The 23057-nt window shown below is 63.6% G+C and carries 19 protein-coding genes; 4 read left to right on the plus strand and 15 right to left on the minus strand.

Translation table 11 applies throughout. The features are described from left to right. The first annotated feature begins 36 nt into the window (after nucleotides 1–36). The gene (locus tag L1073_RS11770) at nucleotides 37–660 is read left to right on the plus strand and encodes a CoA pyrophosphatase (protein ID WP_246899505.1); all 624 of its coding nucleotides are present in this window, start codon (nucleotides 37–39) and stop codon (nucleotides 658–660) included. Between the two features lie 22 nt (nucleotides 661–682). Further along, entirely contained in the window at nucleotides 683–1345 is a 663-nt protein-coding gene (locus tag L1073_RS11775) for a 2OG-Fe(II) oxygenase (protein ID WP_246899507.1), read from the plus strand. Nucleotides 1346–1355: 10 nt separating this feature from the next. On the opposite strand, the gene L1073_RS11780 is transcribed toward L1073_RS11775, so the two are convergent. From L1073_RS11780 to ptsP, 4 genes are all read right to left on the minus strand, one after another. Further along, a complete protein-coding gene (locus L1073_RS11780) occupies nucleotides 1356–3143 on the minus strand; it encodes an acyl-CoA dehydrogenase (RefSeq protein ID WP_246899508.1) in 1788 nt (595 codons plus the stop codon). Between the two features lie 226 nt (nucleotides 3144–3369). After that, nucleotides 3370–5154 (minus strand): PTS fructose transporter subunit IIBC, encoded by a 1785-nt coding sequence (gene fruA, locus L1073_RS11785; protein ID WP_246899510.1) that lies wholly within the window; start codon nucleotides 5152–5154, stop codon nucleotides 3370–3372. Beyond that, a complete protein-coding gene (pfkB, locus tag L1073_RS11790) occupies nucleotides 5151–6119 on the minus strand; it encodes a 1-phosphofructokinase (protein WP_246899511.1) in 969 nt (322 codons plus the stop codon). The genes fruA and pfkB overlap by 4 nt, the downstream gene beginning before the upstream one ends. Then, complete coding sequence (gene ptsP, locus L1073_RS11795; protein ID WP_246899513.1) at nucleotides 6119–8995, minus strand: phosphoenolpyruvate--protein phosphotransferase; 2877 nt, start codon at nucleotides 8993–8995, stop codon at nucleotides 6119–6121. The genes pfkB and ptsP overlap by 1 nt, the downstream gene beginning before the upstream one ends. Nucleotides 8996–9309: 314 nt before the next feature. Here ptsP and cra point away from each other — a divergent pair, with 314 nt between their 5' ends. Continuing rightward, nucleotides 9310–10299 carry a catabolite repressor/activator gene (gene cra / locus L1073_RS11800; RefSeq protein WP_246899514.1) on the plus strand — a complete coding sequence of 330 codons (990 nt, stop codon included), beginning with the start codon at nucleotides 9310–9312 and terminating at the stop codon, nucleotides 10297–10299. A 90-nt stretch (nucleotides 10300–10389) separates the two neighbouring features. Here cra and rsd read toward each other — a convergent pair whose 3' ends face one another. The 9 genes from rsd to yrfG all read right to left on the minus strand — a co-directional run bounded on the left by rsd (nucleotide 10390) and on the right by yrfG (nucleotide 20311). Next, on the minus strand, nucleotides 10390–10899 hold the full coding sequence (gene rsd, locus L1073_RS11805; protein WP_246899516.1) for a sigma D regulator: 510 nt from the start codon (nucleotides 10897–10899) through the stop codon (nucleotides 10390–10392). 80 nt (nucleotides 10900–10979) lie between these two features. Then, nucleotides 10980–11498, minus strand: a complete 519-nt coding sequence (locus tag L1073_RS11810; RefSeq protein ID WP_246899517.1) for a disulfide bond formation protein B — start codon at nucleotides 11496–11498, stop codon at nucleotides 10980–10982. 107 nt (nucleotides 11499–11605) lie between these two features. Continuing rightward, nucleotides 11606–13168 carry a glutamate--cysteine ligase gene (gshA, locus tag L1073_RS11815; protein WP_246899598.1) on the minus strand — a complete coding sequence of 521 codons (1563 nt, stop codon included), beginning with the start codon at nucleotides 13166–13168 and terminating at the stop codon, nucleotides 11606–11608. A 251-nt stretch (nucleotides 13169–13419) separates the two neighbouring features. After that, nucleotides 13420–15747: a Tex family protein gene (locus L1073_RS11820; protein ID WP_246899599.1), complete on the minus strand. Its 2328-nt coding sequence runs from the start codon at nucleotides 15745–15747 to the stop codon at nucleotides 13420–13422. 94 nt (nucleotides 15748–15841) lie between these two features. Next, complete coding sequence (gene msrB, locus L1073_RS11825; protein WP_246899519.1) at nucleotides 15842–16348, minus strand: peptide-methionine (R)-S-oxide reductase MsrB; 507 nt, start codon at nucleotides 16346–16348, stop codon at nucleotides 15842–15844. 87 nt (nucleotides 16349–16435) lie between these two features. Further along, nucleotides 16436–18019: a phosphoenolpyruvate carboxykinase gene (locus tag L1073_RS11830; protein ID WP_246899520.1), complete on the minus strand. Its 1584-nt coding sequence runs from the start codon at nucleotides 18017–18019 to the stop codon at nucleotides 16436–16438. 197 nt (nucleotides 18020–18216) lie between these two features. Beyond that, a complete protein-coding gene (gene hslO / locus L1073_RS11835) occupies nucleotides 18217–19092 on the minus strand; it encodes an Hsp33 family molecular chaperone HslO (protein WP_246899521.1) in 876 nt (291 codons plus the stop codon). Between the two features lie 49 nt (nucleotides 19093–19141). Beyond that, nucleotides 19142–19534: an RNA-binding S4 domain-containing protein gene (locus tag L1073_RS11840; RefSeq protein ID WP_246899523.1), complete on the minus strand. Its 393-nt coding sequence runs from the start codon at nucleotides 19532–19534 to the stop codon at nucleotides 19142–19144. 102 nt (nucleotides 19535–19636) lie between these two features. Beyond that, entirely contained in the window at nucleotides 19637–20311 is a 675-nt protein-coding gene (gene yrfG, locus L1073_RS11845) for a GMP/IMP nucleotidase (RefSeq protein ID WP_246899524.1), read from the minus strand. Nucleotides 20312–20392: 81 nt separating this feature from the next. On the opposite strand from yrfG, the gene nudE reads away from it, so the two are divergent. After that, nucleotides 20393–21025, plus strand: a complete 633-nt coding sequence (nudE, locus tag L1073_RS11850) for an ADP compounds hydrolase NudE (protein WP_246899525.1) — start codon at nucleotides 20393–20395, stop codon at nucleotides 21023–21025. A 95-nt stretch (nucleotides 21026–21120) separates the two neighbouring features. Here the strand turns inward: nudE and L1073_RS11855 are convergent, their stop codons facing one another. Beyond that, on the minus strand, nucleotides 21121–21507 hold the full coding sequence (locus L1073_RS11855) for a hypothetical protein (RefSeq protein WP_246899527.1): 387 nt from the start codon (nucleotides 21505–21507) through the stop codon (nucleotides 21121–21123). 172 nt (nucleotides 21508–21679) lie between these two features. Beyond that, nucleotides 21680–22738, minus strand: coding sequence for an oxidoreductase (locus L1073_RS11860; protein ID WP_246899528.1), 1059 nt, complete (start codon nucleotides 22736–22738; stop codon nucleotides 21680–21682). Between the last annotated feature and the right edge of the window lie 319 nt (nucleotides 22739–23057).

Raw genomic sequence — 23057 nt, forward strand, 5'->3', positions numbered from 1 at the left:
GCGAGCGATACGGCGCCCCATTAGGTGAAAAGCAACATGTTAGAGACACTGTGCGAACGCCTGCAAGCGCATCAGCCGCGCCAACTGAACGCCGACATGCCCAGAGCCGCGGTGCTGCTGGCGATCGTCGAGCGCCGCGAGCCCACGCTCGTGCTGACGCGCCGTGCCGGTCATCTCGCCCAGCATGGCGGGCAAGTCGCGTTTCCCGGCGGCAAGGTCGAGCCGGAGGATGCCGACCTGTGGGCCACGGCCTTGCGCGAAGCGCACGAGGAGATCGCGCTGCCACCCGCGCACGTCGCATGCCTCGGCCGACTGAGCGATGTCACCTCGCGCCACGGCATCTGCGTGACCCCGTTCGTCGGGTTGATTCCACCCGGCCTCTCATTGGTACCGGATCATAATGAACTGGATACCATTTTCGAGGTGCCGCTGACGTGGTTTCTCGAGGATCGCCGCAGTCATACCGATGTCATCCGTCACGGCGAGCACACCTATTACGTGCCCAGCTATGCCTACGCCAATCATATAATATGGGGGCTGTCGGCGATGATGCTGGTCGAACTGCTAGCGATAGGTTTCGCACGCCCCATCAGCCTCGACAGTGCGCCTCTCGGTAGCCCGTTGCGTCATCTACCTGCGCCTCCCCCGCCACGGCCTTGAAACCTGCACAGGACTTTTTCACATGCCGCGACATGATCCCGCCGACTATCTCGACATGGCCGCGTTACCCCGGCTGCTTGATGGGCTGGTCACGCAGGGCTGGTTCGTCGGCGAACGCTTCATCGATACCGCGCTATGCCACACCTTGCAGGCGGAACTGCAGACGCTGAAGGCATGCTCGCATCTCGACGAAGCCGGCATCGGTCGGGGACAGGCGCACCGTATCGAGCGCGATGTCCGGGGCGATGCCATTCATTGGCTGGATCGCGAAAGCCGGGCCCAACGCCAATACCTGACAGTAATGGCGTTTTTGCAACAGACCATCAATCGCGAACTCTATCTGGGGCTGTTCGAATTCGAGGCTCACTTCGCCTCGTACCCACCGGGCGCCTTCTACAAGAAGCACTTCGACAGCTTTCGCGGCCGCAGCAACCGCATCGTCTCGACCGTGCTGTATCTCAACCCCGCGTGGACGGCGGCGCACGGCGGCGAGATGGCGTTGTTCGACCCCGACGACCCTGAACGCGAAATCGCACGCATACGCCCTGAACTCGGCACCTTCGTGTGCTTTCTCGCCGACCGCGTCCCCCACGAGGTGCTGCCGACCCAGGCCCCGCGTGCCAGCATCGCCGGCTGGTTCCGCCGCAACACCTCGCTGGGCGGCAGCATCGATCCGGCGCGCTGAAGACGCTGCCTTAATAGACTTCGTCGAACACGTCGGGATCGGCCTCGATCGCGGCCAACTGCGCCCGCCCGATGGGTAGCCACTGGCGCAAGACGAAATCCGCACTGGCCAGCTTGGCCCGATAGAAGGCATCGTCATCGCCGGTTCCCAACGCCGCTTGCGCAATCAGTGCCGCACGCCCCATCTGCCAGGCGCACAGCACATGACCGGTCAACGCCAGCAGCGGTGTCGCCAGGGCCTGGAGCGCATCGAGGCCACGCTCGGCATCATCGCCCCCATCGCCCCGCGCCAGCACGATCGCCACCGCCCGGCGTAGATCCGCTACGCCCTGATGCAGTGACACACCCAAGTCATCGAGATCAGCGTCGGCGGTAAGCGCATCGGCGCAAGCGGCGACCTCGTCGAGCACGTCCCCCAAGGCGGCACCGCCGTCGCGGTGGATCTTGCGACCGGCGAGGTCGAGCGCCTGAATGCCGTTGGTGCCTTCGTAGATCGGCGCGATACGCGCATCACGTAGATGCTGCGCGGCGCCGGTCTCTTCTATGTACCCCATGCCACCATGTACCTGAATCCCCAGCGATGCGATATCCACCGCCTGGTCGGTGGAGAAAGCCTTGACCACCGGCGTGTAGAGATCAACCCTCCGTTGGGCGCGTTGCCGCTCGTCCGCCGTGGGCGCATGCCGGGCACGGTCCATCTCGCTGGCCGACAGCAAGGCCAGCGCCCGCAGGGCTTCCAGGCGCGCACGCATCGACAGCAGCATGCGGCGTACATCGTAGTGCTCGCCGATCACCGCGGAATGGCCGGCGCGTGCCTCGGGCGTGCGGCCTTGAACGCGCTCCGCGGCATATCCACGCGCTTGCTGATAAGCCCGCTCGGCCACGCCAATGCCTTGAATGCCCACCTTGTGGCGCGCCGCGTTCATCATCGTGAACATGTGTTGAAGCCCGCGTCCGGGCTCGCCGACCAGATAGCCGATGGCGCCCTCGCGTTCGCCGAAGCTGAGTACGCAGGTCGGCGAGCCATGAATGCCCAGCTTGTGCTCCAGCGACACGCAGCTCACGTCATTGCGCTCTCCCAGACGCCCCTGTTCGTCGACCAGGATCTTGGGCACCAGAAACAGCGATATACCGCGATTGCCCTCGGCGGCATCCGGCAAGCGGGCGAGAACGAGGTGGATGATGTTGTCGGCGCAATCGTGCTCGCCCCAGGTGATGAAGATTTTCTGTCCGCTGAGGCGATAGTGCTCGCCTTCCGGCACCGCCCGCGTGCGTACCACCGACAAGTCCGAGCCGGCCTGCGGCTCGGTGAGGTTCATGGTGCCCGTCCACTCGCCACTGACCAGCTTTTCCAGATAGCGTGCCTTGAGTGACTCGCTGCCGTGCTGGGCCAGTGCTTCGACGGCCCCCGCCGTCAACAGCGGGCACAGCGCCAACGCCATGTTGGCGGCTTGCCACATTTCCTGCACCGCGCTGGCGACGACCTCCGGTAGACCCTGCCCGCCATGGGCGGGATCGCTGCCGATGCCGTTCCACCCGCCCTCGACGAAGGCACGATAGGCCTCGGCGAAGCCCGCCGGCGTGTGCACTTCACCTTCTACCAGGCGGCACCCTTGTTCATCGCCACGGCGGTTGAGCGGCGCCCACACATCGCCCGCCAGACGCGCGGCCTCGTCGAGGATCGCGGTGATCAGTTCCCCGGAGAGCTCTTGATACTCGGGCAGACGCAGCGAGCGATGCTCGAGGAGTTCTTCGAGGACGAAGCGAAGGTCGCGTAACGGCGCAGCATAGGAAGACATGACTCACCTTCATCGTTCAGACGTTAATCATTCAAACGTATGTGTCAAATTGGAATACATGCAGTGATCATAGAGGTGCAGGGCGCGATGAGCCATTAGCCGAACGGTGCAGGAATTATCTTCTGGCGATAACCAATCGCCGGCCACCCATGCAAAAGGAGCGCCTTCGGGGCGCTCCTGGCGTTGGCGGCGCCCTCGTTGGAGGGCGCGTCGTGCGAGCGGTATATCAAGATGCCACTTTTTCTTCGACCGGCATGGCAGAGGCGCCCGGCTTGATGACGGCATACGCCACTCCAGCAATCACCGCACCCACCGCGATGGACAAGAGATACAGCAGCGCCAGATTGACCGCGTGCGGTATCAATAGCACGAAGAGCCCACCATGCGGCGCCATTAGTTGAATGCCGAAATACATCGACAAGGCCCCGGTCACGGCCCCGCCGACGATGCACACCGGCAACACGCGCAAAGGGTCCTTGGCGGCGAAGGGAATCGCGCCTTCGGTAATGAAGCAAAGCCCCAATACGAAAGCCGCCTTGCCACCCTCACGTTCTGTCTGATCGAACTTGCGCTTGGCCAGCATGCTGGCGATACCCATCGCTAGCGGCGGCACCATCCCCGCCGCCATGATGGCCGCCATCGGCGCATAGGTCTCGCTCGACAGCAGCCCCACACCAAAGGTATACGCCGCCTTGTTGACCGGCCCGCCCATGTCGACGCACATCATCCCGCCGAGCAGCAGTCCCAGCAGTACGGCATTGGTAGAGCCCATGCTGTCGAGGAAACTGGTCAACGCATCAAGCAACCCAGCCACCGGCGTACCGATGATGTAGATCATCACCAGTCCGGTGAACAGGCTCGCCAACAAGGGAATGATCAAAATCGGCTTGAGCGATTCCACGCTCGCCGGCAGCTTGAGATAGCGGGCAACCGCCTTGGCGGCGTAACCAGCCAGGAAACCAGCGAGAATGCCACCGATGAAGCCCGCGCCAATGTTGCTGGCCAGCATCCCGCCGATCATGCCGGGCGCGATACCCGGCCGGTCGGCGATGGAGTAGGCGATATAACCAGCGAGGACCGGCACCATCAGGGCAAAGGCGGCATCACCGCCGATCTGCATCAGGGCCGCCGCCAGAGTGCCTTCCTCTTTGAAGGCTTCGATACCGAAAACGAATGACAGCGCGATGCACAAGCCGCCGGCAACCACCATCGGCAGCATGAACGAGACCCCGGTGAGCAGATGCTTGTAGACCCCTTTGTCCTTGACGCTCTTGCCCTTGCCGGTGCTTTTCTCGCCAGACGACGCGGCAGCCCCGTCCTGGCGCTCTACGGCAGCTTCGGCGAGGGCCGCCTCGATGGTCGGGCGAGCCTTCTTGAGTGCATTGCCGGTCGATGTCCGGTAGACCCGCTTGCCCGCGAAACGCTCGTCGTCGACCTCGATATCGCAGGCCAGCAGCACCACATCGGCGGCGGCGATGTCCGCCTCGCTGAGCTGGTTCTGCGCCCCGACCGAGCCCTGGGTTTCGACGCGGATGTGATGTCCAAGACTGCGTCCGGCCTCCTCCAGCGCCTCGGCCGCCATGAAGGTGTGCGCGACCCCGGTCGGACACGCCGTCACCGCAACGATACGCTGCGCCTGGCCATCCCCGGCCTGGGCATCGTCCGTGGGCGCCGCCTGCGGCGTCTCTGTATCAGCGCCGACGAAGGATTCGGCCTCGCGCTCGGCGCGTGACAGGAAGGCATCCGGGTCGGGTAGCGCCTCGGCGATGGGTGCCTGGAACAAGCGCTTGTTTGTGAAGCGTGATGCATCGGGCACATGGTCGGCGGCGACGATGACCAGTTCGGCATCATGCACGTCCGCCTCGGACACCGGCTGCGGCGGCTCGAGCTCGCCGTGCATTTCCACCGTGACCTGCCAACCGCGACGCCGGGCGGCCTGCTCGAGGCGTCGCGCTGCTAGAAACGTCGTCGCCACGCCACTCGGGCAGGCCGTGATCAGGATCGCTTTCATGAGTCCTCCCTCGCGTTATCGTCGAGCCGACGTACGCACGTGTTTTGTTGGAGTTGATCTAGATCCGGGGCATGCACATCGCCCACCCCGACATGACGCACCGCCTCGGCGGATAGCGCCGTCGCCAGGCGCAAGGTAGCCTCGGCGGTGAGCTCCGCGAGCTGACCGTGGAGCATCGCCGCCAGCAACGTATCGCCGGCGCACACCGTACTCGCGACCTCGACACGCGGTGGCGTAGCCTGCCAAGCCCCCTCGGGGCCAACCCACAGCATGCCCTCGCCGCCCAGCGACACCAGAGCGTGCTCGATGCCTGACGCGTGCAGGCGGGTCGCGGCGGCCAGACGCGACGCGGCGTCCTCCAGCGGCTCGCCCGCCCATTCAGCCAATTCCGTCTCGTTGGGTTTGACGGCGCTGGGCGCAGCGGCAATCGCGGCATTCAACGCCGCGCCGCTGGTATCCACCCAGACCGGCACGTCATACCCGCGCAACCAACCGATCAAGGCCGCCAGATCATCGGGCGACACGCCGGGCGGCAGACTACCGGCGATCACTACCGCTTCGGGGCATCTCGCGGCATCCGTCAGCCGCGCCTCGAGCGCGGTATACAGCGCCGCCAGATCATCGCGCGCAACCTCGAGACCGGGGCCATTGATATCGGTGACACGGCCCTCGGCTTCGGAGAGCTTGGCGTTGATACGGGTATCCCCAGGCAAGCGCAGAAAGGCGTCGTCCAACCCCCAGTCGGCGAAAGCCCGCCCGAAGGCGCCGTCGTTGTCCGCACCCAGAAAGCCCGAAACGACCACCTCATGGCCCAGCGCCGCCAGCACCCGGGCAACGTTGACGCCCTTGCCCGCCGCCTCGAGATGCGTGGCCTCGGTGCGATTGACCGCCCCCAGGGTGAGCGAGGGTAAACGAATCGCCAGATCCAGCGCAGGATTGAGGGTCAAGGTCATGACACGTGCCATCAGAGAACCTCCAGCGCTTCGCGTACGGCATCGCTGGTCGACTGGCTCAGGGCCAACTCGGCGTGATGACGCGCAGTCTCGAGGGTCATCTCACGCAGGCGTGCCTTGACCATCGGCACCTGCCGCGCCGAGACTGAAAGTTCATCGACACCCAGCCCCACCAGTACGGGCACCGCCTGAGCGTCGCTGGCCAGTTCGCCGCATACGCCCACCCATTTGCCCTGGGCGTGCGCTGCCTCGATGGTCATGCGGATCAGCGCCAGTACCGCAGGATGCAACCCGTCGGCCTGGGACGAGAGCTCGGCGTGACCGCGGTCGATGGCCAGGGTGTACTGGGTCAGATCATTGGTGCCGATGGAAAAGAAATCGACCTCGGCGGCTAGACTCGGTGCCAGCAGCGCGCACGAGGGAATCTCGATCATCACCCCCAATTGCACATCGCCGGCCTGTACCTCGGCCTGCACGCGATCGAAGATCTCACGGGCGGCGCGGAACTCGGCGATGTCCTTGACCATCGGGAACATGATCCGCAACGGCCGGTCGCCTGCCGCCGTCAGCAAGGCCCGCAGTTGTGTCTCGAGCACCTCGGGGCGCGTCAGCGCCAGACGAATGCCGCGCAGGCCAAGAAACGGGTTGTCCTCCTGAGGCAGCGGCCAGTAAGGCAACGGCTTGTCGCCGCCGACATCCAGCGTGCGCGCCACCAGCGGGCGGCCGTCGAGGGCGTCGATGGCCTGGCGATATTCGGCGATCTGGGTATCCAGGTCCGGCGCCTCGGGGTGCGCCATGAACACGAACTCGGTACGCAGCAGCCCCACGCCCTCGGCACCGCGCTCGACGGCATCCGCCGCGTGGGCCGTATTGCCCAGGTTGGCAGCGACCTCGACACGGTGACCGTCCTGCGTGCGCGCTTCATCATGGCGCGCGGCATAGGCCTCGCGCTCACGCATCTCATGTTCCTTCAAGCGCAGCTCGGTGCGCGAGCGGCGCTCGTCGGAAGGCGCCGGAATAACGCGGCCACGCTCGCCATCGACGATCACCTCAATGTCGTTGGCAAGCGTCAGTACGCGCTCGCCGCCGCCCACCACCGCCGGAATGCCCAACGCCCGGGCGAGGATCGCGCTGTGCGAGGTCGCCCCGCCGCGCGCAGTGACCAGACCACGCACCTTGGCGGTATCCAGGCGCGCCACATCGGAAGGGCCGACGTCGTCGGTGATCAGAATGTAAGGCGTCTCCGGCGGCGTGGGCAGGCGCACACCGCACAGGATGCCCAGCACACGCCGGCCGACATCACGCAAGTCGGCGGCACGCTCGGCAAGCAGACGGTCGGCGAGATTTTCCTGGGCGCGGGCGGCGGTATCGATGGCCGACCACCACGCCGCCTCGGCGCTCATGCCGGTATTCAGCGACTCATGCGCCGCTTCGCGCAACTCGGGGTCGTCGAGCATTTCCTCATGCATCGACAGGATCTCGGCGACTTCGCCGCCCTGAGCGGTCCGCACCAGAGCGCGAAGCTGCTCGGCAGCTTCCTGGATCGCCGCATCGAGGCGCGCGAGTTGCGTGGCGCTGTCGCCGCGCCGGGTTTCATCGAGCCCGTCGGCCCGTTCAGGGTACTCGAATCGCGGCGTGCGCATCACGAAGGCCGGCGCGATGGCCAGACCCGGCGACGCCGGCACGGCGGGATGCGCGACGTCATCCTCCAGCGGTTCGGGTAGCGAAGCCTCCTCGGCGGCGGGTGCTTCGAACGATGCTTCCTGAAGGGGTGTGACGTGCTCGCCAAGCCCATCCTTGACGGCTGCGACAAGGGCCTCAAGCGCCTCACTGGCGCCCTCACCCTCGGCGGAGAACACCAGCGTCTGGCCGCGTCGCGCCCCCAACCCGATGACCTTGGTCAGACTCGCCGCCGAGACCGCCTCGGCACTGCCCTCAAGCAAGCGGACCTTAACCGGCATGGCCTGGTGCCGGGCAACCTGCACCAGTTGCTTCGCCGGCCGTGCATGCAGCCCATGCGCGTTGAGCACCGTGGCACGCGCGGTCTCGGCCTCGGCGGACTCACCGGAAAGCCGTGCCAGCAGCGTCGCGGCATCGGCATCGGCGAGGCTTTCGCCATCGCCGGCATCCAGCAGGCTACCCAGGCGTTCGAGCAGACCGCGATGCGCATCGCCTTGCGCCGCCAGACAGAAGACGGCATTGACCGACCCCTTAGGCCCTGAGAAGGCCTGCTCCGGTGTGGCCACGCCCAGCGTCGGTGTGATGACACCCTGGGCGCTGCTCACCAGCCACAGGCCCTGACCCAGCGCCACCGGCTCGAGGGTGTTGATCTCGGCCACGAAGCTGCTATCCACGCTCCCCACCTGACGCAACCGCGCCGCGGCGGCCAGCGCCAACTCGAAGCGATCCCGCGCCGGGAACCCTAGGCACAGCGTATCGGCATCCAGGCGCGCCTCGACCGGCGCCTTGGACAAAAGCGCGATGACGTCTTCACGGCTGTCGGCAGCCGCCAGACGCTCGGCCACGCCGTCACGATCGAGCACATGCGTCAACTGGCGCAGAATATCGAGGTGCTCATCGCTCTGCGCGGCGATGGTCACCAGCAGAGTGACGCGTTGACCATCGTGCCATTCGACGCCATGAGGAAATTGCAGCACCCTCACGCCGGTGGTCTTGACGTGTTCGCGACTCGCCGGGGTGCCGTGAGGAATGGCGATGCCATTGCCCAGGTAGGTGGAAGACTGCGCCTCGCGCGCGTGCAGCCCGTCACGGTAACCGGGCGCCACGCGGCCAGCCTCGACCAGAGCATCGCCGGCCTGATTCAAGGCATCGCGCCAATCGTCGGCGTGCCGGTCGAGCAGAACGTCTTCGCTTGTCAATGTCAGCATGGAACTCTCCAGAATGCCGCCGGAACGGAACCCTCCGTCCTTCGGGTAAGGCCAACGATCACACCCGTCGTAGCACCGCCATATAGAAATAAGCACCGTCGAATCGGGACATGCCAACGATTGGATGCCATCCATCCGGTCTTGCGGATGACGGGCTGAATCGTGTCAGCTATCTTGGAGGCAATGCTGAAACGTTCACCGCAATTTATCAAGCCACACGGGACTAGACCTTAGCAGGGGCGGGCAAGCAAGACCGTCCGTCAGTCTCTAGAATAGGCGCTTTTGCATCGTCGGCTCGTTCAAGGAATGCACCCATGACTCTCGCAGAAATCGCTCGGCTGGCCGGCGTCTCGCGTACCACGGCCAGTTACGTGATCAACGGCCAGGCCACCGAGCGGCGCATTCGCCCCGAAACGGTGGCCCACGTGATGGCTGTGGTCGCCAAGCACGATTACCGCATCGATGCGCAGGCAGCGGCGCTGCGCCGGGGTGCGAGCCGAACCTTGGGATTCATTGTCCCGGACCTGGAGAACACCAGTTACGCTCGCCTGGCCAAGCGTCTGGAAAATGGCGCGCGCCGCCTGGGCTATCAGTTGCTGATCGCCGGATCGGACGACGACCCGGATACCGAACGCGAGCTGGCACGTGCCTTGCGCGCCCAGCGCTGCGATGCCTTGATCGTCGCCAGCAGCCTGGCCATGGACGATTCGTTCTATCCCGACCTGATGACGAGCGGCCTGCCGATCATTGCTCTCGACCGCACCCTGGACCCGGAACGCGTGGTCTGCGTCGTCAGCAACAATACCCAGGCCGCCGGCGCCCTGACGCGTTCGGTGCTCGACGCCGATGTCGCGCGTATCGCTTGGCTGGATGCGGTGCCGGAACTGTCGATCAGCGTGGAACGACGCGCGGGCTTTCTGGAGACCGTTCGCGAGGCGTCTCTCGACAACCCGATACTACTCAGCGGCGCGCGCTACGACCGCGCCACCGGCGCCGCGCTCATGCGGCGCCTGATTGATGAGCACGGCATTCCCGATGCCCTCGTCACCGCGTCCTATGTGCTGCTCGATGGGGTCTTCGATGTGCTGCTCGAACAAGGAGGGCTGCCCGAAGAACTGCATCTAGCCACGTTCGGCGACGACCGCCTGCTGGACTTCTTGCCGGTGGCGGTCAACTCTCTGCCTCAGCACCATGACCGCATCGCCGAATTGGCACTGCACCGCGCCATGCAGGCGGCACGCGGCGATTATCGCCCGGGAGTGGATATCGTCGAGCGCGAGCTCAAGCTGCGACGTGGCGACTGACCCAGCACCGCCCACGCGCAGAGTCACCAGTATTATGACGCAGGTGCCTGTCCTCGTGGACAGGCATAAAACGAGGATGGATTGATACGCTTACGACAAGGCGCGCGGTGGGGAGGAATCGCCAACGCCGGCCCCAGGCGAATGCGCAGCATGCAGGCGCGCGATCAATTGATCTTCGAGCGCGAAGCGCTCGGTCAGGGCCTTGCTCAGACGTTCCAGCCAGGCCGGCAGGCGTGTCACGTAATGCTGACAGCGCGTAGGTGTCGAGTAATCGTTGTCGAACTCCAGCACCATCTGCGTGGACATCTCCAGGCGTTCAAGCAGCCGGTCGGCCAGGGCCAAGGCGTCTCGGTCGTCGAACGCTACCGCTTCGTCACGCAGTTGCGGATAGACCTCGAAATGGCCGCCGCTGATATAGTCCATCAGGGCTTCGCTGAAGGCATCGATGCGCGCCTTGGAGACCGCTGCCAGTTCCGCGTCGCAGGCCTCACGCAGCTCCATCAGCATCACCAGCATGTCGTAGCGCTGTTGCAGCCAGCGGTCGATGAGCGTGTGTACTCCGCCCCAGCGCTCGAGTGCCGTCTTGGTATCTTCCAGCATGGTGAATCTCCCCCGTCATGGCCGCGTGAGCCACACTCCCTGACATTGAAGAAGGCAGCTCCTGCCGCCTTCCCGCCCCCTCAACGGCGGCGAATCACGATACCGGCCAGCATGCCCAGCGGAATCAACAGCAGCACGGCGAATCCTACCAGCGTCCATTGCGGTATCGACATGCCCAGCAGCAGGCCGTGTATCTCGGCGCACTCTCCCGAACCGGCTAGCACTCGCGAGATTACGCCCCACAATGGCAGCACTTCCATCATGTAGTCCAGCCCCGGACCGCAACTAGGCACGCTTTCCGGTGGCAGCGACTGCAACCATACGTGACGCGCGGCGACCGCCACGCCCAGCGCTGCGGCCAGGGCGCCCAGACCGGCGTAGACGCCGCGCCCGATGCGCCCTGCAGGATTATGCACCGCCCCCACGGCGAAGACGAGCGCTGTAAGCAATACCGCAATGCGTTGACCGATACACAGCGGGCAAGGCGTCAACCCATAGACATATTGCAATACCAACGCCACGCCCATCATCAGCACGCACATCGCCAGGCCCAGCAAGCAGCCTCGACGCACGTTCATCGCGGCCAATCGGGTAATCATCGTCACGTCTCCTCAGGCAATCCGACTAGTTTCGTGTTGGGTCTTTGCTTCGCTCATAAAAAGGCCCGTGCGGCAGGCGCAGCACGGGCCTTGGACAATGCTTCGACTCACGCGACGCTGAGAGGTTTACCCGCGCGCTCGAAATAATGCGCCAGAAAGGTCTCGAAATCCTCGTGATCGGCGCGTTCGATATCGCCTTGCTGCTGATGCGAGGTTTCGACGAGCTGCTCGAACAACGCCTGCCGCGCACGATCCATGGGCGCCTCACGCAGCTCGGCAGCCTGTTGCTCGGCCAGGGCACGCATCTGGTCGAGGTATTCGACGCCTTCATTGACCAACTGAGAATAAAGCTGGCCGGACGGTGTCAATTCGGGGTCGTCGAGGCGCGGTGCGAGTGCTGAGAGGGCGTCGCGATGCGGGGTGCCCTCCTCATTGGTATCGAGCAGATCGGCGACTCCATCGAGCTCGGCGAAGATATCGTGGCCCCAGTCACGCAGATAGCGCTGGCGACCAGCGGCGTTCAGCATCAGCTCCGGATCGCGGCCGCGTTCTACCACCAGGCGGCGATTGTCGTCGAGGCGGTCGCACTCCTCGTCGGGAATCCACGGGCTCTCGGAGAGCAGACACCACAGCAGGAAGGTATCCAAAAAGCGCATCTGGGTTGCGTCGATGCCCAGCGGCGTGAATGGATCGAGATCCAGACAACGTACCTCGATGTATTCGACACCGCGTGCCTCGAGCGCCTGGGACGGCGTCTCGTCGTGGCGCGCCACCCGCTTGGGGCGAATATCGCTGTAATATTCGTTCTCGATCTGCAGGATATTGGCGTTGAGCTGGCGCCAGTCGCCGTCGACATTGACGCCGAAGCGCTGATAGTCCGGCCACGGCGTACTGATCGCATGGCGCAGCGTGCCCACGTAGTTGGACAACGAGTTGAAGCAGATCTTGAGCTGCTCCTGCACCTTGTTCTGATAGCCCAGATCGGACATCCGCAGGCTGGTGGCGTAACGCCCCGCCAACGTGTGCTCGCCCACCGCTTCGAGATGATCCGGCGCCGGACCGGTCAGGAAGCTGCGATCCACTGCCGGCGACGCACCGAACAGGTACAACAGCAACCAACTGTGGCGCCGGAAGTTACGGATCAGGTCGAAATAGCGGCTCGAGCGATAGCCATCCAGATTCTCGCCGTCGCGGCCTTCTAGTTCACGCAGCATCGGCCACAGATTCTCGGGCAGCGACACGTTGTAGTGGACGCCAGCGATGGATTGCATGATGCGCCCATAACGCACGTCGAGCCCCTTGCGGTAGACGTGCTTCATAGTGCCGACATTGGAAGTGCCGTAATCAGCGATGGTCACGCTGTCATTGCCATCCAGGCGGCTTGGCATGCTTGCCGGCCAGATCAATTCGTCGCCGAGCTGCCGATAGCTGTAGCGCAGCAAATCGCCGAGAAACGCCATGGCGTCGTCGGGGCGACAGTAGACCGGCGTGATGTACTCGAGCAATGCCTCCGAGTAATCGGTGGTGATATAGGGATGCGCGAGCTTGGAGCCCAGGGCATGGGGATGGGGCGTCTGGGCGATGCGCCCGGCACCATCGACGCGCAAGCCTTCCTTCTCGATGCCGCGGCGCAAGCGGCCGAATCGCCCCTGGCGGGCCAGCCCATGCATGCGCGCAATGGCGGTGGCGAGTGTCTCGGACAAGATAAATTCCCTCACGTCTGGAAAAAGCACGGCTTTTCCCGGGTGTCACCGGTGGATCATGTCTTGCCGGCGTCGCCGGCCGACTTCGTATCTGCGACTAACGGCACCATTGCCGGAAAGTTCCCGGCGTGCCGTCGGCCCCCTGAGCGCGCCGCATGAAAAAACCATTATGGAGGCAGCCGGCCACCTTTCAAGGCAAACTGCGCTCACGCGATCCATCACGATTGGCGACGTGCCTTCGCCAACGCCTCGCCGAGTGCGCCGAGCCCCGCGCTCTCCGGTTTCGACTCGCGCTTGTCGCCCCCGCCACGCTGGCCACGCGAGCGGCGCGGTTCGTCGCCGTGCGAGGCATCACTCGGCGTATCGCCCATACGCATGGACAAGCCGATCCGGGAGCGCTCGAGATCCACCTGCATGACCTTCACCTTGACGATATCGCCGGCCTTGACCACCTGGCGCGGGTCTTCGACGAACTTCTCGGAGAGCGCGGAGATATGCACCAGGCCATCCTGATGAACGCCGATATCCACGAATGCCCCGAAGTGCGTGACGTTGGTCACGCTGCCTTCCAACACCATGCCCGGCTCGAGGTCCTTGAGGGTTTCCACACCTTCGCGGAACTCGGCGGCCTTGAACTCGGGGCGCGGGTCGCGGCCGGGCTTGTCGAGTTCCTTGAGAATATCGCTGATGGTGGGCACGCCGAAGGTATCGTCGACGTAATCGGCCGGATCGAGCGTCTTGAGGAAGCCACTATCGCCGATCACCCCGGCCAGATCACGCGCATGGCGCTGGGCAATGCGGTTGACCACAGCATAGGCCTCGGGATGCACGGCACTAGCGTCGAGCGGGTTGTCGCCGTCCGCGATGCGCAAGAAGCCCGCGCACTGCTCGAAGGTCTTGGGCCCCAGCCGGCTGACATCCAGCAACTCACGACGCGACGCAAAGCGTCCCTTGGCGTCGCGTTGGGCGACAATATTCTCGGCCAGCGTCGGATTGAGACCGGAAACACGCGACAGCAATGCACCGGACGCAGTGTTGAGCTCGACACCCACGGCGTTGACGCAGTCCTCGATGACCGCCTCCAGACTGCGCGAGAGCTGGACCTGTGAAACGTCGTGCTGATACTGGCCGACGCCGATGGACTTGGGCTCGATCTTGACCAATTCGGCGAGCGGGTCCTGCAGGCGCCGAGCGATGGAGATCGCCCCACGCACAGTGACATCGAGCTGCGGAAATTCCCGCGAGGCAAGCTCGGAGGCCGAATACACCGAGGCCCCAGCTTCGCTGACCATGACCTTGGCAAGCGGCCGCGATGCCTGCTTGACCAGTTCGCCGGCAAGCTTGTCGGTCTCGCGGCTGGCGGTGCCATTGCCTACCGCGACCAACGCCACGTCATGCTTGTCGACCAGCGCCGCCAGCGTGGTCAGCGCCTGATCCCAGCGCTGCTGCGGCGCATGCGGATAGATCACCGTATCTTCCAGATACTTGCCAGTGGCATCGACGACCACCACCTTGCAACCGGTGCGCAGTCCCGGGTCGATGGCCAGAGTGGCCTTGGCGCCGGCCGGCGCCGCCAGCAAAAGATCCTTGAGATTGGCGGCGAATACCTCGATGGCCTCGCGCTCGGCGCGTTCGCGCAGGCGGCTCATCAACTCGGTCTCGAGGTGGGTGTAGAGCTTGACCCTCCAGGTCCAGCGCACCACCTCCTTGAGCCAGCGCGAGGCCGGCCGCGTGGCAGTGAGCGCCACGCCGACGTGCTTGGCGATGGCGACTTCGGCGGGATGAATCTCGGCGTCTTCCTCGCCGGGCAGGCGAATCGCCAACGACAGCACGCCCTCGTTGCGCCCCCGAAACATGGCCAGCGCACGATGCGAAGGCGCTTTGGCAAATGGCTCGTCGTGTTCGAAGTAATCGGAGAACTTCGCGCCCTCTTGCTCCTTGCCGCTCATCACGCGCGAGACAAGCTGCCCTTCGCTCCACAGCCGTTCGCGTAGCTGCCCAACCAAATCGGGATCTTCGCTGAACCGCTCCATGAGGATCTGCTTGGCGCCATCCAAGGCAGCCTTGGCATCTTCGATGACGGGCGTATCGCCCTCGGCGGCGCGAATATATTGTGCCGCTTCGGTTTCAGGGTCGAGATCTGGGTCAGCCAACAGCGCCTCAGCCAGTGGTTCGAGCCCCGCTTCCCGGGCGATCTGCGCCTTGGTGCGACGCTTCTTCTTATAAGGGAGGTACAAATCCTCGAGGCGCTGCTTGGTATCGGCGGCCTCGATCTGCGCGGCCAGAGCGTCGCTCAGCTTGCCCTGTTCGTCGATGCTGGCGAGCACCGCGCCACGCCGTTCCTCCAGCTCGCGCAAATAGCGCAGGCGCTCTTCCAGCGTGCGTAGCTGGATGTCATCCAGGCCGCCGGTGGCTTCCTTGCGGTAACGAGAGATGAAGGGCACGGTGGCGGCGCCGTCGAGCAACGCTACGGCGGCACTCACCTGCTGGGAGCGAACGGCGAGCTCGTCGGCGAGCCGAGCAACGATCTTGAGATTGGCGTCCATGATGTCCTTGAAGTTCCAGCGGCTGGCGATCCAGCGACAGAAAGTTCGCGACAAGGTATCACAACCGCCGACGCGACGCAGACGATGGCCCTTTTCAGGAGGCCTCGTCGGGCACGAAGCGCAGTGCCAGACCGTTGTTGCACCAGCGCAGGCCGGTCGGCTCGGGGCCGTCCTCGAAGACGTGGCCCTGATGGCCGCCACAGCGCGCGCAGTGATACTCGGTGCGCGGAATCAACATCACGAAATCCAGCTCGGTCAGCAGGTGGCCTTCGATGTAATCGTAGAAGCTCGGCCAGCCGGTACCGGAGTCATACTTGGTGCGCGACGAGAACAACGGCAAATCGCAACCGGCGCAGCGGTATTCACCGGCGCGGGTTTCCTGGTCGAGCGGACTGCTGCCGGCCGGCTCGGTATCGGCCTCACGCAGGATACGATAGCGCTCCTCGCTGAGGCGCTCGCGCCACTCGGCGTCATCGAGCGTGAGCACCTCGACGTCCGCGCCCCGCTCCAGTGACAACTTGGGGCGTGCCAGGACGACACTCGGCACCGCGCCCAGCAAACCCGCGGCACCCAACCAGCCTAGAAAACGACGGCGATGCATGACGTGCCCTCCTTGCAAGACATAACGGGGAGAGCCGATGGTCGACTTTCCCCGTTAGAGGCGAATTCCGCTGAATGGTTCGCGCCGTCAGGAAAGCGACGGACCGGCAGCGACGATGTCCTCGTCGACGCCATCGAACTTGGCGAAATTGGCGATGAATTTGTCCGCCAACGCCTTCATGTGACGCTCGTAGTCGGCGCTGTCCGGCCACGCCTGGCGCGGGTCGAGCAGCATCGCATCGACGCCCGGAACGGCCACCGGCACGTCCAGATTCAAGCCCTCGATGTGACGCGTCTCGACGTCCTTGAGATCGCCATTCTGGATCGCCGCGATGATGGCGCGCGTGGTGGGAATGGAAAAGCGCGAACCGCCCTCGCCATAGGCGCCACCGGTCCAGCCGGTATTGACCAGATACACGCGCGACTCGAAGGCCTCGACACGCTTGATCAACAGGTCGGCATACTCGCGCGCTGGACGCGGGAAGAACGGCGCGCCGAAGCAGGTCGAGAACGTTGCCTCCAGCCCTTCGGACGCTCCCATTTCGGTGGAACCGACCTTGGCGGTATAGCCAGACAGGAAGTGATAAGCCGCGGCTTCCTTGGACAACAGCGAGACCGGCGGCAGCACCCCGCTCATGTCGCAGGTCAGGAAGATGATCGCATTGGGCTCGCCAGCCAGGTTCTCGGGCACGCGCTTGTCGATGTGCTCGAGCGGATAGGCGGCGCGGGAGTTCTGAGTCAAGCCGTCATCGCTATAATCGGGATGGCGGTACTCGTCGAGGACCACGTTCTCGAGCACCGTGCCGAAACGAATGGCTTTCCAGATGAGCGGCTCATTCTTCTCCGAGAGGTCGATGCACTTGGCATAGCAGCCGCCTTCCAGATTGAACACGGTGCCCTCACCCCAGCCATGCTCGTCGTCGCCGATCAGGTAGCGGTCGGGGTCGGCGGAGAGCGTGGTCTTGCCGGTACCCGAGAGACCGAAGAACAGCGTGGTCTCGCCATCCTCACCCACGTTGGCGCTGCAGTGCATGGGCAGTACGTCTTTCTCGGGCAACAGGAAGTTTTGCACCGAGAACATGGCCTTCTTCATCTCGCCGGCGTAGCGCATGCCGGCAATCAGCACGCGGCGCCGGGCGAAGTTGAGGATCACCGTACCGTCGGAATTCGTGCCATCACGCTCGGGCACGCATTCGAAATGCGGCGCGTTGAGGATCGTCCACTCGCTTTTGCTCTTGGGGTTGTAGCCTTCGGGACGCACGAACAGGGTCCGCCCGAAGAGGTTGTGCCAGGCGGTTTCGGTGGTCACGCGAATCGGCAGGTAATACTCGGGATCGGCGCCGACATGCAGTTCGGAAACGAAGTTGTCGCCCTCGGCCAGATAGTCTTCGACGCGCTCCCATAAGGCATCGAAACGCTCGGCGTCGAACGGCTGATTGACGCTACCCCAGTCGATCAAGTCGGCCGTGGAGGGTTCCTTGACGATGAACCGATCCTGGGGTGAGCGGCCGGTCCGCCGTCCGGTGTTCGTCACGAAGGCACCATTGTCGGCAAGATGGCCTTCGCCGCGCGCGATGGCATGCTCGATCAACGCGGCGCTGCTCAGATTGGTATGGGTCTGCACGGGACGTGCCTCGTTGGTTGCCGGGGAGGCGGCTTGGGTCATGGTCATTATAGTGTCCTGGGCCCGGAGGGCGTTTCTCTCTCGTTAACCGATGCTTACTCGCCAGGACCACCCGGACAATGGGTTGTCTCTTGTGAGGCCAAGGCGAGACTGAGGGGGCGTCATTATGGCAAAAAGGCTCTACGCGGAAAACGTCACCAGCACGGTAATGACACTGCGCGCCCTTGGGCATGACGCGCGTCAGGTCAATGCAGCGTCGAGGATCCCGCACCCGGCGATTCGATAAGGGCCTCGATGTCGGCGGCACTGAAGCGATAATGGGTATGACAGAAATGGCATTGCGTTTCCACTTCGCCTTGTTCACGCACGATGTTGCGCAATTCTTCGACGCCCAAGCCATTCAAGGCATTGGCAATGCGCTCACGCGTACAGGTGCAGCCGAAGCGTAGCGTCTTGGGATCGAAGACGCGGGCGTGTTCCTCGTGAAAGAGGCGATGGAGCAGCTCGCGTTGCTCGAGATCGAGCAATTCCGCATCGCTGAGCGTGGTGGCCAGATACACGGTGCGCTCCCAGGCATCGGGGTCGCGATGAGCGCTATCATCGGGCAACTGCTGCAGAAGCATCCCCGCCGCACGGCTTCCATCGGCCGCCAGCCACAGGCGAGTGGCCAACTGTTCGGAGCGTGCGAAATAATCCTCCAGACAGGCGGCCAGACTATCGGCCTCCACGGCGACGATACCCTGATAACGCTGCCCCTCGCGTGGGTCGAGCGTGATCACGATCTGCGCCTCACCGACCAGGGCCGTGAGCGAGGCGTTTTCCTCGGGAAGCGCCGCTTCATCATCGAGACGTGCGATGGCCCGCAAGTCGCCTCCGGGATTGGACTCCGCCATCAGCAAACGTACGGGGCCCTGGCCACGTACCTCGAGGCTTACGGTGCCATCGAGCTTGACCGTCTCGGTGAGCAGGGCCACAGCACTCAGTAGCTCGCCGAGCTGGCGGCTCACGGCCTGGGGATAGGCATGCTTGTCGAGCACCTCGGCGTAGGCCTGCTGCAGGCCGACGATTTCGCCGCGCACGTTGGTATCGTCGAAAAGGAAACGTTGGATCTGGTCGGTCATGATGTTTCGTCGTCAGGTTGGGGAAAGCCGAAAGTAGGCCATGTCGGCTTCAATCGTCGAAGCCATGGCGCTGAAAGTCCTGAATCGCGCGGCGTTGCTTCTTGTCGGGGCGACCATGTGGCCCTTGCATGCTTTGATTAGCCAGGCGCCGATTCTTGGCTTCGCGCTCACGCCGCTCCTGGCTGGCCGCCGTTTCGCGGTACAGCGCACGGGCCTCGGCGGCGCCGCGACGTTGATCGGAGAGCCCCGTCACTTCGACTTCGAGCGTGTCCCAGCCTTGCGGCACCTTGAGCAAGGCGCCGAGCTCGACCATCTTGCTGGTCTTCACCCGCCCACCATTGTAGTGGACCTTGCCCCCTTCAATGGCTTTCTTGGCCAGACCACGCGTCTTGAAGAAGCGCGCCGCCCATAGCCACTTGTCGATACGGATCGTGTCGCTCATGTTTTTTCCTGAATCGCCTGCTCCACATGCGGGGACACCCCACGAGCGCATCGTCTAACGTGGGCCCCGATGGGCGACTTTTCAAGGCGCCCTTAGGTGTAATCAGCGCCGTGATGAACTCGGCATATCCTGCGGCAAGAGCGTGGCAAAACGCTCGAGGGCAATGAAGTTTTCCAGCTCACGCCCGGGACGCTGGCTGTCGGGCTGCTGGATACCCAACAGATAACGAATGCCGTATTCACGCGCGCTTTCCAGCACCGCAGGGTTGTCATCGATGAATAAGGTACGCGCGGGTTCGAAGGATTCGATATCCTGCAGCGCGAACCAGAACTCCGGTGCTTCCTTGGCGACACCTACATCCGCCGACGAGACGATAGCATCGAGATACCCTTCAAGCCCGGTCAACGGCAGTTTGAGCGCCAGGCTTTCACGATCGGCGTTGGTCGCCAGCACGACACGCGGATGCGCTTCCTTGAGCCACTTGAGGAAATCCAGGGCATCGCCGCGCAAGCCGATCAAATGCTGCACCTCACGCTTGAGCGCAACCACGTCGACGCCCAACTCACGACTCCAATAAGCCAGGCTGTACCAATTGAGGGTGCCCTGCTCGCCAATGATACGTGAACGCAACGTATCGGCGTGATGGGCATCCAGCTTATGCAGTTCCACGTAGCGCTGCGGCAAGTGTTCCAGCCAGAAGTGGCTGTCGAAGTGCAAATCCAGCAGTGTGCCATCCATGTCGAGCAGCACAGTGTCGATGGCATTCCAGTCAACCATGGTGGGCTCCCGCCAGGGTGGATATCGAATCTAGAGTTACCTTATTGTACGCTGCATGACAGCTACCCGCACGGAGACACCATGGCCTTTTCTTCTCACTACGCTGGCTCCACGCCGCCCGACGACACCGGCACAGGGCATCCCAAGCCACGCCTCTTGAACCGCCGTGAAGTCGCCCGCAGCCGCCTCTTTGCCATCGAAGAACTCGAGTTGCGCTTCGCCAACGGCGCCGAACGTACCTTCGAACGCCTCACGGGCAGCGGCAATGGCCATGGCGGTGGTGCCGTGATGATCGTCGCCATGCCGGACCCGGAACATGTGTTGCTGATTCATGAATATGCCGCAGGCTTCGATGACTATGCCCTGACCTTGCCCAAAGGGCTCGTCGACCCCGGCGAAGACATCGTCAGTGCCGCCAACCGCGAATTGATGGAAGAATGCGGCATGGGCGCGCAACACATCGAGCCACTGGTGGAGCTCTCCCTGGCGCCGAACTACATGAGCCACCGCATTCACGTCATGCTCGCCACCGACCTGTACGAGAAACGCTTACCCGGCGATGAACCCGAGCCCTTGATCGTCGAGCGTCATCCTCTTGAGGACATCGCCTCCCTATTGGCGCGGGAGGACTTCCACGAAGGACGCGCCATCGCCGCCCTGTTCATCGCACGCGATCGTCTACGCAACGAGCAAACCAGCGAACCATGGTGGTGAGCCACGCCCCAACGCGACGAGGCCCCGCCATGGCGGGGCCTCGTCGTATCGCTTCCTAGCGTGACAGCGGCTCGCTCCATGAGCCTTTCAAATGGTCATTCTTCGGGATCGACATCCTGCGCGGAATCGACGCCATGATTGTCTTCCGGATCATCCATGCTTTCCGGTACTGGAGCGTCATCCGCATCGGGATCGGCGGCAGTGCCACCTTGAGCTGCGGTATCACCCTGCTCGGTATTGGCAGAGCCGGTTTCGGTGCTCAGACCTTCCTGATCACCACCGGGGATGCTGTCTTCTCCGTCGACATGACCTGCGGTTTCACCACTGGCGGTGCCACCCTCGGCCTTCATCGAACCTTCTTCGGTATTGGCCGAACCTGTCTCACTGCTGACATCCTGCGCCGAATCGTCTTGCGCGAAAGCACCCGCCGTGGGCAGTGCCAGAAGCGCGGCGAAGGTCAGTGCGGTAAGTTGCTGTTTCATGCGAATCCTCCTTAATCCTCTACGCCTTCACATTCAGGTGAAGTGCATGGGTCGCGTGGCAAGAGGCCATCGCTTGACCTATACAAACCCTAGACAAGGTATTGGCATGATGCAAGAAGAAACCGGCTATCCAGCGATTTTCGAGGGCCTTCCAGCAGCCTTCAGTGAAGCCTCAATGCGCCACAAGCTGCTCGAAGCTCCCGTTTTGCGCACTGCGGCGTCCCGCTTCGAGCACTCGCATCACAGCCAAGGCTTCCTCCACGGGCACAGGGTTCGCCCCCTGACCGCGTATCGCATCGCGAATACCCGCATAATAGGCTGGATAATTACCCGCCCGCGTAGGCACCTCGCGCAACTCAGGTCGCCCACTGGCGTCGTGCACATCGGCCACGGTATGCAGCCCATGCTGATGATCCTCGCCCCACTCCGGCGTGGGTAAACGCTCGCCGCGCTTGAGCATGTCTTCTTGTGGGTCGAGCCCATGCTTGACGTAGCTACCGTGCGTGCCATGCACGGAGAAGCGTGGCGCGGGTGCCGCCATCAGGCTGCCAGCATGCAGGATGACCCGCCGCTGACCGTAGCGGAGCACGGCGTGGAAATAATCGTCGACCTGCGCACCATCACGCTGAGAAGCCTGATCGAGGAATATCGCCTCGGGCATGCCGAACAGCACCAATGCCTGATCGATGAGATGCGGGCCCAGGTCGTACCAGATCCCGCCACCCGGGGCGTTGGACTCACGCCAGCGCGTCTTGACCTCGGGACGGTAACGGTCGAAGTGCGATTCGAAATACGCGATGCGTCCCAGATCGCCACGCTCGAGTAGATCCCGCACGGTCAGGAAATCCGCATCCCAGCGCCGATTGTGGAAGACGGAAAGCAGCTTGCCCGCCCGCGAGGCTTGTTCGGTCAGTGATTCGGCTTCCTCGAGGGTGACCGTGAAGGGCTTGTCGATCACCACATGCTTACCGGCGGCCAGAGCGGCACTCGCCAGATCGTAGTGCGTATCGTTGGGGGTGGGAATCACTACCAGATCGAGATCGTCACGCGCGAAGAGCGCGGCCGCACTGGCTTCGACCTCGACCTGCAACCAATCGGCCGTCACCTTGGCAGCATCGCTGCTGGAAACCGCCCGCAAGGTCATGCCGTCATCCGCCATCAACAGCGGTGCATGAAACGTCTTGCTGGCGAAGCCGTAACCCACCAGTCCCACATTGATTTTATCGGTCATGCGTGGTCGCCTTCTGATCCTGCACTGTCGGTCCTGACATCATATCCGGGACGACGGGCTGATACCCACCGGTAGCGCAGTGACAGAGTGTCACCAAAACCTCGGCGATTTGACCTACGCGCGCCATACTGAAAGATGGTGCTCACTCATTCCGCCACGCTACAGGGGGAGACATCATGTGTTGTTCGGAAGAGAGTCTCGAGCTGCTATCAGGCACATGATGGTACATCATCGAGCAATGGCTAATGATGGACGATGCCGCTCAGGCTTGGCAACTTGCCGCCTGAACCCACGTACCGCCTATTTCGAGGCTCACCCC

The sequence above is a fragment of the Chromohalobacter nigrandesensis genome, from assembly GCF_023061285.1.
GTDB classification, from domain to species: domain Bacteria; phylum Pseudomonadota; class Gammaproteobacteria; order Pseudomonadales; family Halomonadaceae; genus Chromohalobacter; species Chromohalobacter nigrandesensis.